This is a genomic window from Pseudomonas fluorescens (assembly GCF_000968015.1).
Taxonomy (GTDB): Bacteria; Pseudomonadota; Gammaproteobacteria; order Pseudomonadales; family Pseudomonadaceae; genus Aquipseudomonas; species Aquipseudomonas fluorescens_W.
The window spans coordinates 52,267-69,253 of the sequence record NZ_LACH01000053.1; the positions used below are offsets into that span (position 1 = coordinate 52,267).

General features: G+C 59.4%; 15 protein-coding genes. 5 read left to right on the forward strand and 10 right to left on the reverse strand.

The genetic code is table 11. From position 1 onward, the window contains the following. Window positions 1-29: 29 nt before the first annotated feature. The 6 genes from VD17_RS22215 to VD17_RS22240 all read right to left on the reverse strand — a co-directional run bounded on the left by VD17_RS22215 (window position 30) and on the right by VD17_RS22240 (window position 7,626). Window positions 30-1,610 (reverse strand): aldehyde dehydrogenase (NADP(+)), encoded by a 1,581-nt coding sequence (locus tag VD17_RS22215; RefSeq protein ID WP_046055677.1) that lies wholly within the window; start codon window positions 1,608-1,610, stop codon window positions 30-32. Window positions 1,611-1,652: 42 nt separating this feature from the next. Continuing rightward, a complete protein-coding gene (gene araD1 / locus VD17_RS22220; protein WP_046055678.1) occupies window positions 1,653-2,648 on the reverse strand; it encodes an AraD1 family protein in 996 nt (331 codons plus the stop codon). Window positions 2,649-2,769: 121 nt separating this feature from the next. Further along, window positions 2,770-3,945 (reverse strand): L-rhamnonate dehydratase, encoded by a 1,176-nt coding sequence (locus VD17_RS22225; RefSeq protein WP_046055679.1) that lies wholly within the window; start codon window positions 3,943-3,945, stop codon window positions 2,770-2,772. A gap of 387 nt (window positions 3,946-4,332) precedes the next feature. Beyond that, the gene (locus VD17_RS22230) at window positions 4,333-5,337 is read right to left on the reverse strand and encodes a 4-hydroxythreonine-4-phosphate dehydrogenase PdxA (protein WP_046055680.1); all 1,005 of its coding nucleotides are present in this window, start codon (window positions 5,335-5,337) and stop codon (window positions 4,333-4,335) included. Continuing rightward, window positions 5,334-6,290 (reverse strand): amidohydrolase family protein, encoded by a 957-nt coding sequence (locus VD17_RS22235; RefSeq protein WP_046055681.1) that lies wholly within the window; start codon window positions 6,288-6,290, stop codon window positions 5,334-5,336. The genes VD17_RS22230 and VD17_RS22235 overlap by 4 nt, the downstream gene beginning before the upstream one ends. Beyond that, the gene (locus VD17_RS22240; protein WP_046055682.1) at window positions 6,283-7,626 is read right to left on the reverse strand and encodes an MFS transporter; all 1,344 of its coding nucleotides are present in this window, start codon (window positions 7,624-7,626) and stop codon (window positions 6,283-6,285) included. The genes VD17_RS22235 and VD17_RS22240 overlap by 8 nt, the downstream gene beginning before the upstream one ends. A gap of 379 nt (window positions 7,627-8,005) precedes the next feature. Here VD17_RS22240 and VD17_RS22245 point away from each other — a divergent pair, with 379 nt between their 5' ends. The 4 genes from VD17_RS22245 (at window position 8,006) to VD17_RS22260 (ending at window position 12,147) form a co-directional block, all read left to right on the forward strand. After that, window positions 8,006-9,022, forward strand: coding sequence for a Bug family tripartite tricarboxylate transporter substrate binding protein (locus VD17_RS22245; RefSeq protein WP_046055683.1), 1,017 nt, complete (start codon window positions 8,006-8,008; stop codon window positions 9,020-9,022). 54 nt (window positions 9,023-9,076) lie between these two features. Then, complete coding sequence (locus VD17_RS22250; protein WP_046055684.1) at window positions 9,077-9,610, forward strand: tripartite tricarboxylate transporter TctB family protein; 534 nt, start codon at window positions 9,077-9,079, stop codon at window positions 9,608-9,610. Next, window positions 9,607-11,136 carry a tripartite tricarboxylate transporter permease gene (locus VD17_RS22255; protein ID WP_046055685.1) on the forward strand — a complete coding sequence of 510 codons (1,530 nt, stop codon included), beginning with the start codon at window positions 9,607-9,609 and terminating at the stop codon, window positions 11,134-11,136. The genes VD17_RS22250 and VD17_RS22255 overlap by 4 nt, the downstream gene beginning before the upstream one ends. A 69-nt stretch (window positions 11,137-11,205) precedes the next feature. Continuing rightward, on the forward strand, window positions 11,206-12,147 hold the full coding sequence (locus tag VD17_RS22260; RefSeq protein WP_046055686.1) for a LysR family transcriptional regulator: 942 nt from the start codon (window positions 11,206-11,208) through the stop codon (window positions 12,145-12,147). 33 nt (window positions 12,148-12,180) lie between these two features. Here VD17_RS22260 and VD17_RS22265 read toward each other — a convergent pair whose 3' ends face one another. The 4 genes from VD17_RS22265 to cysK form a co-directional block, all read right to left on the reverse strand. Beyond that, window positions 12,181-13,044, reverse strand: coding sequence for a DMT family transporter (locus tag VD17_RS22265; protein WP_046055687.1), 864 nt, complete (start codon window positions 13,042-13,044; stop codon window positions 12,181-12,183). A gap of 112 nt (window positions 13,045-13,156) precedes the next feature. Next, window positions 13,157-13,321: a hypothetical protein gene (locus VD17_RS32285; protein ID WP_165353262.1), complete on the reverse strand. Its 165-nt coding sequence runs from the start codon at window positions 13,319-13,321 to the stop codon at window positions 13,157-13,159. 188 nt (window positions 13,322-13,509) lie between these two features. Further along, complete coding sequence (locus tag VD17_RS22270) at window positions 13,510-14,448, reverse strand: aspartyl/asparaginyl beta-hydroxylase domain-containing protein (RefSeq protein ID WP_046055688.1); 939 nt, start codon at window positions 14,446-14,448, stop codon at window positions 13,510-13,512. 221 nt (window positions 14,449-14,669) lie between these two features. After that, a complete protein-coding gene (gene cysK / locus VD17_RS22275; RefSeq protein WP_046055689.1) occupies window positions 14,670-15,644 on the reverse strand; it encodes a cysteine synthase A in 975 nt (324 codons plus the stop codon). A gap of 96 nt (window positions 15,645-15,740) precedes the next feature. Here cysK and VD17_RS22280 point away from each other — a divergent pair, with 96 nt between their 5' ends. Beyond that, window positions 15,741-16,847, forward strand: a complete 1,107-nt coding sequence (locus VD17_RS22280; RefSeq protein WP_440130580.1) for a DUF748 domain-containing protein — start codon at window positions 15,741-15,743, stop codon at window positions 16,845-16,847. Window positions 16,848-16,987 lie beyond the last annotated feature (140 nt).

Below are 16,987 nucleotides of genomic sequence, written 5' to 3' on the forward strand. Positions count from 1 at the left end.
GCCTGCTCGCGATAGCGGTAGTTCAGGCACTACAAGGCCGACTGACTCACCTCGCCATCCACCAACCGCCGGATCCCCAGCGGATTAGCGTTCTGCAACGCCTCAGGCAACAACGCATCCGGGTAATTCTGGAAGCACACCGGCCGCAGGAAACGATCGATCGCCAGCGTACCCACCGACGTACCCCGCGAATCTGAAGTGGCCGGGTAAGGCCCGCCATGCACCATCGCCTCGCAGACCTCGACCCCCGTCGGATAACCATTGAGCAAAATCCGCCCGACCTTTTCCTGCAGCGCCTCCGCGAGCCAACGGTACTCCAGCAATTCCTCGGCCTCGCCAATCAACGTCGCCGTCAGTTGCCCGCGCAAACCGTGCAGCGCAGCCGCGAGCTGAGCCCGATCCTCGACTTCGATGACGATGGTGGTCGGTCCGAAGACTTCTTCCTGAAGCAGTTCATCGCCCGTGAGCAACAGGCTGACATCCGCCTTGAACACTTGCGGATGAGCCTGATTCCCCTGTTGCGGCTTGCCCGCCAGGTGCGTCAGCCCCGGATGTTCGTGCAGCTCAGCCAGGCCTTTGCTATAGCTGACGAGCGCACCGGCATTGAGCATGGTTTGCGCCGGTTGCTGGTTCATGCTCGCGCAAAAGCTTTCCAGAAACAGGCTGAACTGCGGTGAACGCAAACCAATGACCAAACCTGGATTGGTGCAAAACTGCCCACAACCGAGTGTCACCGAACCGGCCAGTTGCACAGCGATCTGCTCGCCGCGCACCTTGAGCGCTTCGGGCAGCAGGAACACCGGGTTGATACTCGACATCTCGGCAAACACCGGGATCGGCTGCGGCCGGGTCGCGGCCATGTGACTCAAGGCATTGCCGCCCTTGAGCGAACCGGTGAAACCCACGGCCTGAATCGCCGGGTGCTTGACCAGCCATTCGCCGACACCCCCGCCATAAATCATGTTGAACACGCCGGCCGGCATCTCGGTGCGCTCGGCGGCGCGGATGATCGCGTCCGCCACCCATTCGGCGGTCGCCATGTGCCCGCTGTGAGCTTTGAAAACCACCGGGCAACCGGCGGCCAGCGCCGAGGCGGTATCACCACCGGCCGTTGAGAACGCCAACGGAAAGTTACTGGCGCCGAACACCGCGACCGGCCCAAGGGCGATGCGGTACTGACGCAGATCCGGACGCGGCAACGGCTGGCGATCCGGCAACGCCCGATCAATCCGCGCACCGTAGAAATCGCCGCGCCGCAGAACCTTGGCGAACAAGCGCATCTGCCCGCTGGTGCGGGCGCGTTCACCCTGGATACGCCCCGCCGGCAACGCGGTTTCGCGGCAGACTGTGGCGACGAAGTCATCGCCCAAGGCATCGATTTCATCGGCAATGGCGTCGAGGAATGCCGCGCGTTTTTCCGCGCTCAGGTTGCGGTAGATCGGGTAGGCAGCGGCTGCGGATTTCGCTGCAGTATCCACTTCGGCTTCAGTGGCCTGGAAGAAGGTGCCGGGCAGCGGCTCACCGGTAGTCGCGTCGAGGCTTTGCAGCTGCAACGTGCCGTTGGCGCTGCGGCGACCGCCGACGTAGTTGTGTCCGAGTAGCGAAGTCATGACTGATTCCTTGACCGGCCAACAGCGCCGGTGGTTGAAGACTTAAAGCGCGCGCACCTGGCCGATGGCCAACGGCTGAGCACTTTCGCCGATGCCGTTTTCCAGCGGTGCGCCGAACTCATCGAGGCTGATCTGAAAGCGATCGCCCGGCCGGGTTTTCACCCCGTCGGCAAACGACAGCGTGGCCGTGCCGAAGTAATGCACATGGACATCACCGGGGCGCAAAAACTGCGCGTATTTGAAGTGGTGGAATTCGAGGTTGGCGAGGCTGTGGCACATGTTGTCTTCGCCGCTGAGAAATTCCTTTTCCCAGAGCGTTTCGCCGTTGCGAATGATGCGGCTGGTGCCAGCCAGATGCCGGGGCAATTCACCGACGCGCAGCTCCGGACCGTAGGCGCAGAAGCGTAGTTTCGAATGGGCGAGGTAGAGGTAATTGCGCCGCTCCATCACATGGTCGGAGAACTCGTTGCCCAAGGCATAACCGACGCGATACGGCTGGCAGTCATCGCCGATCACGTAGAGACCGGTCAGCTCCGGTTCTTCACCGGCGTCTTCGGCAAACGGCGGTACAGGGAAGTCTGCGCCGGGGCGCACGACGATACTGCCATCGCCCTTATAGAACCATTCCGGTTGCGCACCGACCTGCCCGGCCGCCGGTTTCCCGCCCTCCAGGCCCCATTTGAAAATGCGCATGGTGTCGGTCATGCCGGCTTCGACCGCGCCGTCCTGCTGGTGCATTTTGTCCCGTGCCGAAGCGCTGCCCAAGTGGGTCAGGCCGGTGCCGCTGATCAGGCAATGCGCCGGATCTTCGTGGTCCAGTGGTGGCAGCACTTTGCCTTGCTGCAGCAGGTATGCGTAATCCGAGCCTGGCTCAGTGCCGCGTTGTGCGACTTCTTCTTGCAGGCTGCGTTGGGCGCGGATCGCCGCAAGTGCCAGTTCACGGGTGCTGCGGGTGCCTTTGAGTACCTGAACCTGTGTGCCCTCTACGAGGCCCACCTGGCGTTCACCGGCAGTGTTTTCAAATTGAATCAGGCGCATGTCAGCCCTCCAGAAAGTCGGGGATTTGTGGCGAGGGGATTTATCCCCGTTGGACTGCGCAGCAGTCCCTTTTTTGGGGTCGCTGCGCAACCCAACGGGGATAAATCCCCTCGCCACGGGGTCACTCGATGATGTTGAAATCGCTCAGGTACTCATCGGAGATTTCCAGGCCCAGGCCCGGCTTGTTGTCGTCGAGCTGGATGTAGCCGTTGACCGGTTGCGGCTCGCCCTTGAACACGTAGTAGAAGAGTTCGTTGCCGACTTCGACGTCGAACACCGGGAAGAACTCAGCCATTGGCGAGGCGGTGGTGGACATGGTCAGGTGGTAGTTGTGCATCTGCCCGGCGTGCGGGATCACGGGCACCGACCAGGCCTCGGCCATGGCGTTGATCTTGCGCGCGGCGGTGATGCCGCCAACGCGGTTGGTGTCGTACTGGATCACGTCGACCGCGCGGCGTTCCAGCAGGTCTTTGAAGCCGTAGGAGGTGAACTCATGCTCGCCACCGGAGATTGGCATGATCCCCATTTTTTTCAGCTCGATGTAGCCTTCGATGTCGTCGGCAATCACCGGTTCTTCGAGCCAGCGCGGTTCGAACTCGGCGAGTTTGGGCAACATGCGACGGGCGTATTCCAGGGTCCAGCCCATGTAGCACTCGAGCATGATGTCGATGTCGGGGCCAGCCAGGTTACGCAGCGCCCGCACTTGCTCGATGTTCTTGCGCATGCCTGCCGGGCCGTCTTTCGGACCGTAGCCGAAACGCATTTTCAGCGCGGTGAAACCTTGGTTCAGATAGCCCTGGGCTTCTTCGAGGAACAGGTCGAGGTTGTCATTGGCATAAAGCTTGGAGGCGTAGGTCCAGATCTTTTCCTTGGTCCGGCCGCCGAGCAGTTTGAACACCGGTTTGTTCACGGTTTTGCCCATGATGTCCCAGATGGCAATGTCGATCGCCGAGATCGCTGCCATGCCGATGCCTTTGCGGCCCCAGGCGTGGCTCTGGCGGTACATCTTCTGCCAGATGTATTCGTTGTCGAACGGGTCTTCGCCAATGGCAATCGGCGCCAGGTAGGTGTCGATGATTTCCTTGGCCACACGCGGTGCCAGGGCGCAGTTACCGATGCCGACAAGACCGGTGTCGGTCTCGACTTCCACCACCAGCCAACCATGGAAACGGAACGAGCCCATGGCATCGCCGCGCTCGAACAGGATGTCGCTGGCGTTAGTGCAGAAGTGCGCTTGAGGGGGGACGACTTTGCCTTTCCACTCGAAAACGCGGGTACGAATGGCTTTGATTTTCATGAATACGGTTCCTTGCGCTAACGGCTTTTTGTAGTTGTTGAGTCGCTGCGCGGGGCCGCTTGAGTGGCCGGCCCCAGGCATTCGATGGAGCGACTTTAGCCAGCGCTTGGGGGCTGCGGATAATCACTTATGCGTATCCGGCGATAACCTGGGGTGATCGCATAAACCGATTTGTAGGTAGATAGGGTTATCAGGCATCACACAAAACAAATGTGGGAGCGAGCTTGCTCGCGATAGCGGTCCGACAGTCACCGCACGGTGTCTGGACTGGCGCCATCGCGAGCAAGCTCGCTCCCACAGGGTTTTGTATTGATCACAAAAACAAGTAACACCAACAACCACTGTGGGAGCGAGCTTGATTGCTCCCACATGGGGTATTGCGTTGTATCAGTAGTTGTTGACGCCCATCCGGCAGGCAATCTCGAACGCCTGCCGAATCGCCCCGACATTCGCCTTGCCCTGCCCCGCGATATCAAACGCGGTGCCATGCGCTGGCGTGGTAATCGGAATCGGCAAGCCGCCCTGCACCGTCACCCCACGGGAGAAGCCCATCAACTTGATCGCGATCTGCCCCTGGTCGTGATACATCGTGACCACTGCGTCGAAAGCACTGGCATCGCCCTGAACCTTGAGGAAGATCGTGTCGGCCGGATACGGGCCTTCGGCCGCAATGCCCAGCGCCTGAGCCGAGCGCACGGCCGGGCCGATGATGTCGAGTTCTTCGCGACCGAACGAGCCGTTGTCGCCGTTATGCGGGTTCAGTCCACACACACCAATGCGCGGTGTTTCCAGGCCATTGCGTTTGAGCGCGGTGTCGATCAACTGGATTGCTTCCACCACCCGCGTCTGGCTGAGCATGCCCGGCACATCGGCCAGCGCCACATGGGACGTCACGCGTGAAGTCCAAAGGTTGTCGAGCACGTTGAATTCGCAGAACGGCCCGTGGAAATCCAGCAGTTCGGCGAACCAGTGCAGCTCATCGCTGTGGGCCATGCCGGCCATGTGCAGCGAAGTCTTGTTCAGCGGCCCGAACAGCACCGCGTCGGTAATACCGGCCTCGGTCAGGCGCAGGGCTTTTTCCAGGGTATCGAGGCTGTAGCGACCGCCGATGACGCTGGCTTCACTGCGGGGAAATTCACCAATGGTGTCGCCGCGAAAGTCATAGAACAGCGGCGTGTCATCACGAAAATCCAGCTGATCCAGAGAATCGACGCACCGGTAAGGAAACTCCACCCCGGCGATGCGCATGCCGCGGCGCATTTCCGCTTCATCGGCGATCAATATCACATTAGCCTGGCTGCGCACTTCGGGTTCACCGAGCAGGCGTGCGATCAGTTCCGGGCCGATGCCTGCAGGGTCACCCAGGACCATCGCGATGGTTGTCTTGTTCATGCTTCACTCCTCAAGGGTTCAGGCCATGTCCGGTCAATGGCGCAAGGCTCGCAGCGATAAACCCGCTGCGCGTTGCTGTAGAAAAGACGCTCCTGATCGGCGCTGGGCAGATCAGCAACGATGGATTTGAAACCGCTGTAGATGTCGTCGAATGAGCCGCACAGGCCGTCCACGGGGAAGTTGCTGGCGAACATCGCCCGATCAGTGCCGAACATGGCAATCACTTCGCGCACGATCCAGGCGTTGTCTTTGGCGCGCCACGCTTGGCCGGCCTGGCCCAGGCCGGAAATTTTCACCTGCACGTTAGGCCACTCAGCCAGCCGCGCCATCGCCAGACGCCAACCCGCCAGGCCTTCGGCACTGCGATCATTGGGCAACCCGGCGTGGTTGAGAATCAGCGTGGTGCCGGGAAAGTCCCGGGCCAGCCGTTCGGCCTCGTGCAGGTTCCACCACGGTGCCTGCAAATCGAAATGCAGCCCCAGCCCTTCGAGCGCGGCGAAACTGCGCCGCCAATATTCGTCGCTCATCAGGCTGCGAACGTGGCCGACCTGCGCAGGCGAAGTCGGTCCTCCAGGTTTGTGCCGCACGCTACGCACACACTTGAAACTGGCTTGCTCGCTCAGTACCGCGATGGCGTCCGGGTGGTCAAGCCAGGCCTGCGCCACGACTGCGTTCGGCACGCCGTATCGGGCGGCCAACCCCTCGATAAAAAGGGTTTCGCCAATCGGGTCTTGCGGGTCCCATTCGGTCTCGACATACACCGTTTGCACCACGCGATGCGGGCCGACGTCAGCGAAATAGTCGTCAGGAAAATAGCGGCGCTTGATCGCGCTGTAATCACCGTAACGAAACGGGATGCTGGCTTCGGGCGCCAGCCATGGATGGTCATTGATCGATGGGTCCCAGAAGTGATGATGGGCATCGATGATCGGGCCGTTCCACACATTAACCATGACGCACCTCGTCGAGGCTGATGAACAACGTCGCTAGAACAAACACCGCTGAGCACACTGCAAAGAACCCCAGCACCGGCGCAAAACCACCGGTCATCTGCAGAATGATTCCCACCAGAATCGGCACCGCAATGCCGCCGGTGCTGCCGGCCATGTTCATCACGCCGCCGATCAAGCCGACCCGCGCCGGTGCCGCCAGCAACGCCGGGAAGCTCCAGTAGAGGCTGCCCCACATCAGAAAAAATGCGGTCATGGCCAACAACGCCACGGCCGCAAAAGGATTGCTCAGGGTTGGCAGCAACAGGAACGCGCCGAGGGCTACCAGCCCGGAAAACGCCAGCAGGCTCTTGACCGCCACGCCACGGCTGACGCCTTTGCGGATCAGTCCGTCGCAAAGGAAACCACCCGTCAACGAACCCAGTGCGCCGCACACGAAGATCACGAACGTCGCAGCGCCAATGCCCTTGATATCGAAGCCGCGAGCCTGCGCCAGATAACTCGGCCCCCAAGTCAGCAGCCCGAAATACACCATCGCCCAACTGGCGCGACCGATCAGCAAACCGCTCAAGGATCGTGCCGCGATCCCCAAGCCTTTGACCGGCACACGCGCGGCTTCGGCAGCAGGCGTCGCGCGCCAGGCGTTGATCTTTTCCAGTTCTTCAGCATTCACCTGTGGATGACTGGCCGGGTCATCACGCAGATAACGCCGTGCGAGCCAGGCCAGCACCAGCGTCGCGATACCGGCGATCACGAACGCCAGACGCCATGAATCCAGCGAAGCAATCAAGTAGGCAATGATCAATCCGCCCAGCGCCACGCCCAACGGGCTGCCGCTGTCCATCAGCACCGCACCGCGACTGCGCTCGCTCGGGGCCAGCCACAGGGAAATCAACTTGCCGCCAGACGGAAACAACGGTGCCTCGGCGGCCCCGAGTGCGACCCGGGCGAACAACAATGACAACCCTCCGCTCGCAAACGCCGCCAGCACCTGGAACGTCCCCCACAACCCGGTGGACCAACTGATGACCCGGTGCGGCCCGAAGCGATCGATCATCCAGCCGCCAGGAATCTGCAACAGCGCATAGGCCCAGAAGAAGCTGCTGAGGATCAACCCTTGCAGGCTCGGCGACAGGGAAAATTCATGGGCGATGGTGGGCATCGCAATGGACAGTGAGACCCGGTCGATCAGGTTGACCATGGTCAACGCAAAGATTATCGCGAAGATCCGCCAGCGCACGCTGCTGGCTTTGGTCGTGCCGGTCAGCGGTGTTGCCGCTGCCGCCGCTGGCTGAGCAACTGCGCCAGGCAGATGCAGGGAAGCACTGGAACGAGCCATGGTGCGTACCTCGTTTTATTATTGTTGTGGATTGCCACGCTGCCGCTACATGACCGCGCTGGTGAGCACTATCGAAGGCTGCGTGATAACCGTCTAATCAAAACTTGAAATAAGGCGATAGCCTCGGGTTATGGCATGCCCTGCTTTCACGGCGCTTTCAACGTATGAGGCAACCCCCGGTTTTTCTCGCAAATGGCTCTGGCGCAAAGCCTTGAGCGATAACCGCGATTTTGGCTGCCATGACCTATAACCGCAGGCTATCGGTGTATGTATTGTTTTGACTAGACGCGGGCTCCGAGGCTTCACACACTCACTCCAGGCTTGCAGCTTTTGAGCACCGACAAGTCACTCATAACAACTACAAAAACGAGGCCCTTCCATGCGAAATGCATTCGTCCGTCGCACATCCCGTCTGTTTCTTGGCTGCACCCTGATCGCCGCCGGCGCCCTCCCCGCACTGGCCAGCGCTGCCTGGCAACCAGACAAGAACGTCGAAATCGTCGTCGCTGGCGGCCCCGGTGGCGGCACCGACCAGCTCGGTCGGCTGATCCAGTCGATCATCACCACCCACAAATTCCTCGACGTGAATACCATCGTCCTGAACAAGGGCGGCGGCAACGGCGCCGAAGCCTTTCTCGACTTGAAAATGAACAAGGGCGATCCCGAAAAACTGGTGATCGGCACCAACAACATCTACCTGTTGCCGCTGGTTTCCAAGCTCGGCTATCAATGGCAGGAACTCACCCCCATAGCCGCCGTGGCCGAGGATGATTTTATTCTCTGGAGCTACAAGGGTGCGCCGTGGAAGGACGCCAAAAGCTTCTACGAAGCGGTCAAGGCTGACCCGTCGAACCTGCGCATGGGCGGCAGTCAGTCCAAGGATGTCGACCAGACCCTGACCCTGCTGCTGAACCAGACCACCAACAGCAAACTGGTGTACATCCCGTTCAAGAGCGGCAGTGAAGCCGCGACCCAACTGGCCGGCAAACACATCGCCGCCAACGTCAACAACCCCAGCGAAAGCATCAGCCAATGGCGCGGCGATCAAGTCGAACCACTCTGTGTGTTCAGTAAAGAGCGCATGAGCTACACCGAGAAAGTCGCCGGCGAAAAATCCTGGGCCGACGTTCCAACCTGCCACGAACAGGGGCTGGGCATCGATCAATACCGCTTCCCGCGCACCGTGTTCATGCCCGGCGAAGTCACCGCCGAACAGCGGGCGTTCTATGTCGAGCTGATGCGCAAAGTCACCGAGACTCCGGAGTTCAAGGCCTACGTCAAACAGAACGCGTTGGTGCCGACCTTCCTCGAAGGCGAGCCGCTGACCGCCTACATTGAGAAAGACACCGCACGGGTCACGCCGGTGTTCAAAGAAGCCGGCTGGCTGAAAAACTGAGTTGTCCACGGCCGTCCGCCCTGCGCACGGCCGTCACCTCTGGAGGTGCTTTTCATGTCCCATTCTTCGGATTCACCAGCGCTGGTCGGTACCCGCTGGGTCGAACTCGGCCTGGCACTCTTCACCACGCTGATTGGCGCGGTGGTGATGTTCGGCAGCGTCGAACAAGGTATCGGCTGGGGCGATTCCGGCCCCGAGCCGGGTTACTTCCCCTTCTACATCGGCCTGATGCTGAGCGCCGCGAGCGTAGCCAATGGCGTGTTGACCGTGGTGCGCTGGCAAGCCCTGAGCATTTCATTCGTCAGCCGCAGTGCGTTCAAGCAAGTGTTGTCGGTGTTCATCCCGATTGCGCTGTTCGTCGGTGCCATGCCATTCACCGGCATCTACGTGGCCTCGGCCTGTTTCATCGCGTGGTTCATGTGGCGTGACAAGGTCCGCGCCAAGCCTTACGGCAAACTGATGATCGGCAGCGTGTCCCTTGGCGCGGTACTCGCCAGCTACCTGATTTTCGCGTTGTGGTTCAAGGTCCCGCTGGATGCCGGCCCGATGGGCGACTGGATTGCCCTGGCCGGGAGAACGTTCAAATGAGCGAATTCGATTCCCTGCTGCAAGGCATGAACCTGATCCTGACCCCGGGCCACATCGGCCTGATGGTGATCGGCGTGCTGCTGGGCATTCTGGTCGGCGTGTTGCCCGGCCTCGGCGCCCCTAATGGCGTGGCGTTGCTGCTGCCACTGACGTTCACCATGTCGCCGGTGTCGGCGATCATTCTGCTGTCGTGCATGTATTGGGGGGCGCTGTTCGGCGGTTCGATCACCTCGATTCTGTTCAATATTCCCGGTGAGCCCTCATCGGTGGCGACCACCTTTGACGGTTACCCGATGGCCCGCGAAGGTCGCGCTGCCGAAGCCCTGACCGCTGCGTTTAGTTCAGCATTGATCGGCGCGTTGGCCGGGGTGTTGTTGCTGACGTTCCTGTCGACAAAGATCGCCGCGTTCGCCATGTCGTTCAGCTCGCCGGAGTTCTTCGCGGTGTACCTGTTGGCGTTCTGCACCTTCATCGGCATGAGCAAGAACCCGCCGCTGAAAACCGTGGTCGCGATGATGATCGGTTTCGCCATGGCCGCCGTCGGCATGGACACTGTGTCCGGCAATCTGCGCCTGACCTTCGACCAGCCGATTCTTATGACCGGCATCAGTTTCGAAGTGGCGGTGATCGGCCTGTTCGGTATCGGCGAAATCCTCTGCACCGTCGAGGAAGGCCTGGTGTTTCGCGGCGAACATGCGCGCATCACGCCGATGATCATCTTGCGCACCTGGGCCAAGTTGCCGCGCTACTGGTGGACGATTGTGCGCAGCACGTTGGTCGGTTGCTGGATGGGCATCACGCCCGGCGGGCCAACGGCGGCGTCGTTCATGAGCTACAGCCTGGCGCGGCGTTTCTCGAAGAACCGCGAGAACTTCGGCAAAGGTGAACTTGAAGGCGTGATCGCCCCCGAAACCGCTGACCACGCTGCCGGTACCAGTGCCCTGCTGCCGATGTTGACCCTGGGCATTCCAGGGTCGGCGACGGCAGCGGTGATGCTCGGCGGTTTGATGATCTGGGGTCTGCACCCCGGCCCGACGCTGTTCGTCGAGCAGCATGATTTCGTCTGGGGCCTGATCGCCAGCATGTACCTGGGTAACGTCGTCAGTCTGATCGTGGTATTGGCCACCGTGCCGCTGTTCGCTTCGATCCTGCGGATTCCGTTCTCGATCATTGCGCCGATCATCATCATGGTCTGCGCCATCGGCGCCTACTCGGTGCACAACTCGTTCTTCGACGTGGTGCTGATGCTGGGCTTCGGCGCACTGGGTTATCTGTTCAAGAAACTCGGTTACCCGATCGCCCCGCTGGTGCTGGCTGCGGTGTTGGGGGACAAGGCTGAAGACGCATTCCGTCAGTCGATGCTGTTCTCTGACGGGCACCTGGGGATTTTCTGGTCCAACCCATTGGTGGGCAGCCTGACCACGGCGGCGCTGCTGATGCTGTTCTGGCCGTTGATTTCCAAGGTGCTGCAAACCCTGATGGGCCTGCGCAAACCACACATCGCCAAGCCAAAATCGGTGCTGTGACACAGCAATGCTGGCAACGCCTGACATTTGTTGTCAGGCTTGCCGCAGTCCTTTTTACGAGCATGGCCCATGACCCGAATTCCTGAAGCCAACGTGATCCACAGCCGACTGCGTCTGCGCCAACTGCGGCTGATGCTGGCGTTGCAGGAATTCGGCTCATTGCGCCGCGCCGCCGACCACATTGGCATGACCCAACCGGCGGCGACCAAAATGCTGCACGAGGCCGAGGACCTGCTCGGTGTCGAGCTCTTCGAACGCCTGCCTCGGGGCATGCGCTCTACCCCCTTCGGGGAAACCGTCATCTATTACGCGCGCATGGTGTTTGCCGAACTCAGCGGCATGCGGGAAGAACTGGTCGCGCTGGAATCCGGCAACCTTGGCCGGGTCGCGGTCGGTGCGATTCCGGCGCTGGCTTCGGGGCTGTTGACCCGCACCATCGCGACCTTGAAACAGAGCCATCCACGCCTGTCGATGAGCATCCAGGTCGATACCAGCGACGTGCTGGTGCAGGCACTTTTACAGGATCAACTGGATATCGTATTGGGCCGGATTCCGGCAGGTGCCCGGGCCGAAGAATTGCTCTTCGACAGCCTCGGCGAAGAAGCTTTGTGCGTGATTTCCGGTGCGCAAAATCCACTGGCACAGGAGACGCAGTTGAGCTGGGCGGAACTGCAAAACATGACCTGGGTACTGCAACAACATCCAAGCCCGATGCGCGCGATCATCAATCAGGTGTTTCACAATGCGCGGGTCGACATTCCCAGCAGCATCGTTGAAACCACCTCGATCATGACCCTGCTCTCGTTGGTGCAGCAGACCGACATGCTCGGCGTTACACCGGTGTCGGTGGTCGAGGACTATCCTGGCCGTGATTTGCTGGCGGTTTTGCCGATCAAGTTCGAAGCGCGGTTGCCGCCGTTTGGGCTGATCACTCGGCGTCATCGTATTCAATCGTCGGCGATGCAGGCGTTCATGAATTCGGTGCGGGCCGAGCATGCGCTGGCCAAATAAAAAAGGCCTGGAGCAATGCTCCAGGCCATTTTTTTATGCTGCTTTACGGAATACGAATACCAATCCAATGATGATCATCAACATGCCCAGCATGCTCAACGCCGCCAGCCGGTTGCCGAAAATCAGGTAGTCCATGACCGCCGTCACCGCCGGCACCAGGTAAAACAGACTGGTGACATTGACCAGGTTGCCCCGTGCAATCAACCGATACAGCAACAAGGTCGCCAGCACCGACACCACCAATCCCATCCACAACACCGGCACGATGAAACCGGTGCTGTGTTCGAAATGAAAGGGCTGGAAAGGTACGAAGATCCCGCAAAGCAACAGCCCCGCCAGGTACTGCACTGGCAACGTGCCGAGTGGATTGTCGGTGATGCGCTTTTGCATGATCGAACCGAACGTCATGCTCGCCAGCGCCAGCAAACCGAAGAGCATACCGGCCAATGACATACCGGCCAGACCGATGCCTTGGTAAACCACCATGATCAACCCGGCCAAACCCAGGGCCAAACCAAACATTCTGCTGGCTGATCGCTGACGCTCCATGATCACCACGGTAAGAATGGGCTGCACGCCCATGATCGTGGCCATGACGCCGGGTGTGACTTTCAGGTCCAGGGCCAGTAGATAGAAAATCTGATAAGCCCCCAGCAACACCACGCCCGTGGCCATCGCATACATCATCGGCTTGCCGCCCCTGGGCAGCTTCAACTTGAGCAACGGCACCAGCAGCACCAATCCGCAGATTGCGATAGCGAAGCGAATCAACAAAAAAGCAAAGGGTGACGCGTGGGCCAGGCCCCATTTGGAGAAGATCGCCCCGCTGCTCCACAGCAAAACGAACAGGCTCGTGGACGCCGCCGCGAGCGCGGTTTTTTTCGAAAGGACAAACATGAATACCACCTGTTGTCAGGCAAAAAGCCAACTCAGCCGAAGCTGAAATTCAGTAGTTTTTTTCAGGCGTGAGCTTTTTCAGACGGGCATGCGAACAGCAAAAAGAAGCTGATCAGCCCGAGAAGCCAACGCCTGGCGGTGATACGACTGCGCACACCGGCGTGCTACTGACAGGTGGAGGGTAATGACTGATCTGCGCAGGCTGCTGATTCCCGCACGGCACGACGCCAGCGTTGACCGCTGAATCGACTACCGCGTTGATGAGGGAAGCTGGCATGGGCTGATCTTTTTTGAGGGCCGTACTCGGGAAAGCAGGCGAACGCCGACTATAACCAGCGTGTGAGATGGATTGCAATGACTAAGCAGGAAGAACCAATAAGCAAGAGCCTTACACCAATCCCAGTGGCGAACCGGCGCATAAAAAAACCGCTCCCAACGAGCGGTTTTTTTATTCAGGAATCGGTATCAGCCAAACAACCAATACCCCAACAACGTCAATATCACCACCGCCAGCACCGGTCGCAGCACACGGTAGGCCTTTGGATTACGACGCTTCCACCGCTTGACCACACCGCTGAACTTGTCGCTGGAGTTCTTGCTCCAGGCGTAAGCCTGGTTAATCCCGCCAACACGTTCATCATCAAGATTCTGCGGTGCAGTGGCGCGCCCCAAAAAGCCACTGATCCAGCGGTTGATGCGGGTCATCAGGCGGTTGCTCAGCGGTCGTTCGATGTCGCAAAAAAGGATGACCCGAGTCTTGTCGGTTTCGTTCTTGACCCAATGCACGTAGGTTTCGTCGAACATCACGTCTTCGCCATCACGCCAGGCGTAGACCTGACCGTCGACGAAGATCCGGCAATCGTCGGAGTTCGGCGTCGACAGGCCCAAGTGATAACGCAGGGAACCGCCGAACGGATCACGGTGCGGGTTGAGGTGGCTGCCGCCTGGCAGCAACGCGAACATCGCGCCTTTGACGTTGGGAATGCTGCTGACCAGTGCCACGGTTTTCGGGCACAGGGCTTCGGCCGATGGCAGTGGTTTGTCGTACCACTTGAGGTAAAAACGCTTCCAGCCTTTCTTGAAGAACGAACCGAAGCCGGCGTCGTTGTTCTTTTCGGCGGCGCGGATGTAACCCTCGTCGAACAAATGCATCGCTTCGTCGCGGATGACTTCCCAGTTGTCCTTGAGCACATCCAGTTCCGGGAACTTGCTGCGGTCAAGATAGGGCTTGGATGGCACGCTGGAGAACAGGTACATCAAGGCGTTATAGGGCGCGAACAAAGCCGAGTGGTTGACGAACTGACGCAAGACCGGCAAACGCGCCTTGCCGCGCAAATGCACATAGAGAGTGCTGCAGAAGAACAGCAACAAAAGCGACGCCTTCGCGGCAAGGGAAACGGTCATCAACGACTCCTTGATAGTAGACAACTTTGCACAACGCCATTTACCCGACGTGGCAGTCAGCCATGATAAACACTACCGGCCTCGGGAAGAACCCGTGTATCTCAACATTCAGTGTTAAGGATTGTGCAATAAAGCACTTCTTAACATAAGGTTCCTGAACGGGGGCTGACCTGAATCACCCCCCTTACACAAGATCAAAAGATCGCAGCCTGCGGCAGCGCCTACTGCTGATTCTCCTGTTCGGTAAACAGATCACTGAACAGCATGCTCGACAGGTAGCGTTCACCGGAGTCCGGCAGGATCACCACGATGGTCTTGCCCTGCATTTCCGGGGTTTCCGCCAGGCGGACGGCCACCGCCATGGCGGCGCCGCAGGAAATGCCGCTCAAAATCCCTTCTTCCTGCATCAGGCGCAGGGCCATGGCCTTGGATTCTTCATCGCTGACCAACTCAACCCGATCGACCATCGACAGATCAAGATTCTTCGGCACAAAACCGGCCCCAATACCCTGGATCTTGTGAGGGCTCGGCTTGATTTCTTCACCGGCCATTGCCTGGGTGATGACTGGCGACACCACTGGCTCCACCGCCACCGAAATAATCGGTTTGCCCTGGGTATTCTTGATATACCGCGAAACCCCGGTAATGGTTCCACCCGTTCCAACGCCTGCCACCAGTACGTCGACTGCACCGTCGGTGTCGTTCCAGATTTCCGGACCGGTCGTTTTTTCGTGAATGGCGGGGTTAGCCGGGTTCTCGAACTGCGACGGCATGAAGTAGGCAGCCGGGTCGCTGGCGACAATTTCAGCTGCCTTTTCAATCGCTCCTTTCATGCCTTTGGCCGGTTCGGTCAGTACCAGTTCGGCCCCCAGTGCCTTGAGCACTTTGCGTCGTTCGATACTCATGGACGCCGGCATGGTCAGCATCAGCTTGTAACCGCGAGCCGCAGCAACGAACGCCAGGCCGATACCGGTATTGCCTGAGGTCGGTTCGACGATGGTCATGCCAGACTTGAGTTTGCCGGTGCTTTCGGCGTCCCAGATCATGTTTGCACCGATCCGGCACTTGACCGAGTAGCCAGGGTTACGCCCTTCGATCTTGGCCAGGATGGTCACGCCGCGCGGGGCGATACGGTTGATCTGCACCAACGGCGTATTGCCGATGGAATGGGCGTTGTCAGCGTAGATACGGCTCATGGCTGGGTCCTTATACAGCGTTAAATAAGCCCTCCAAGGTATTCCTGTTGCCCTTGATCGTCCAGTCAGTCGAACGTCCTGTAACCGCAGCAGTCAATGGCTTTACAACGCCAGAGATTTGCCATCATGAAACGCAGATACAGTTGGCCCCTATGGACCCTCGCCGGCCTCGTCGTGTTGCTGATTGCCCTGCACATCGCCCTGCCCTACATCGTGCGCGACTACCTGAATGACAAGCTGGCGAACATGGGCGACTACCGTGGCCAGATCACTGATGTGGACCTGGCCCTGTGGCGCGGTGCGTACAAAATCAACGGGCTGAAAATCGTCAAGGTCGAAGGCAAGGTCCCGGTGCCTTTCGTCAACGCGCCGCTGATCGACCTTTCCGTCAGCTGGCACTCGCTCTGGTACGACCACGCCGTGGTGGCCGAGGTGAAGTTCTTCAAACCCGAGGTGAACTTCGTCGACGGCGGTGCCAACAAGCAAAACTCCCAGACCGGTCAGGGCACCGACTGGCGTGCGCAGTTGAGCAAACTGGCACCCATTACCTTGAACGAAGTGCGGATCAACGATGGCAAGATCAGTTTCCGCAACTTCAATTCCAAGCCCCCCGTGAACATGAACGCCACTCAAGTCAACGCCAGCATTTACAACCTGACCAACGTGGTCGACACCAAAGGCAAACGCGACGCTCGCTTCGACGGCAAGGCTCTGCTGCTCGGGCACGCGCCACTGGAAACCACCGCCACTTTCGACCCTTTAAGCAACTTTGAAGATTTCGAGTTCCGCCTGCGGGCCAAAGACATCAAGCTCAAACGCATGAACGACTTTGCCTCCGCCTATGGCAAGTTCGACTTCAATGCCGGTCACGGTGATGTGGTCATTGAAGCGCAGGCTAAAAAAGCTCAATTAACGGGTTATATCAAACCGCTGCTGAAGGACGTCGACGTGTTCAATTGGCAGCAGGACGTCGAGAACAAGGACAAAGGGATTTTCCGCTCCATTTGGGAGGCCATCGTCGGCGGCTCCGAAACGGTGCTGAAAAACCAGGGAAAGAACCAGTTTGCGACTCGCGTGGAACTGAGCGGCAATGTGCATCGCCGAGATATCAGCGCATTCGAGGCTTTTTTGCAGATTTTACGCAATGGCTTCATCCAGGCCTTCAATGCCCAATACGAAAGGCCCAAGCCGGACGCCGGTTAAGGGTCAAGATGTGACGCCCCATTCAGAGACTGAATAAGCCGTCTGCGTTCACAGTCGACCGGGCACCGCGTTATAGTCGGGTACTACAATTATTGCGCCCCGCCCTGCTTCGTTCAGGTCGGCGTTACCGTTCGAGGATT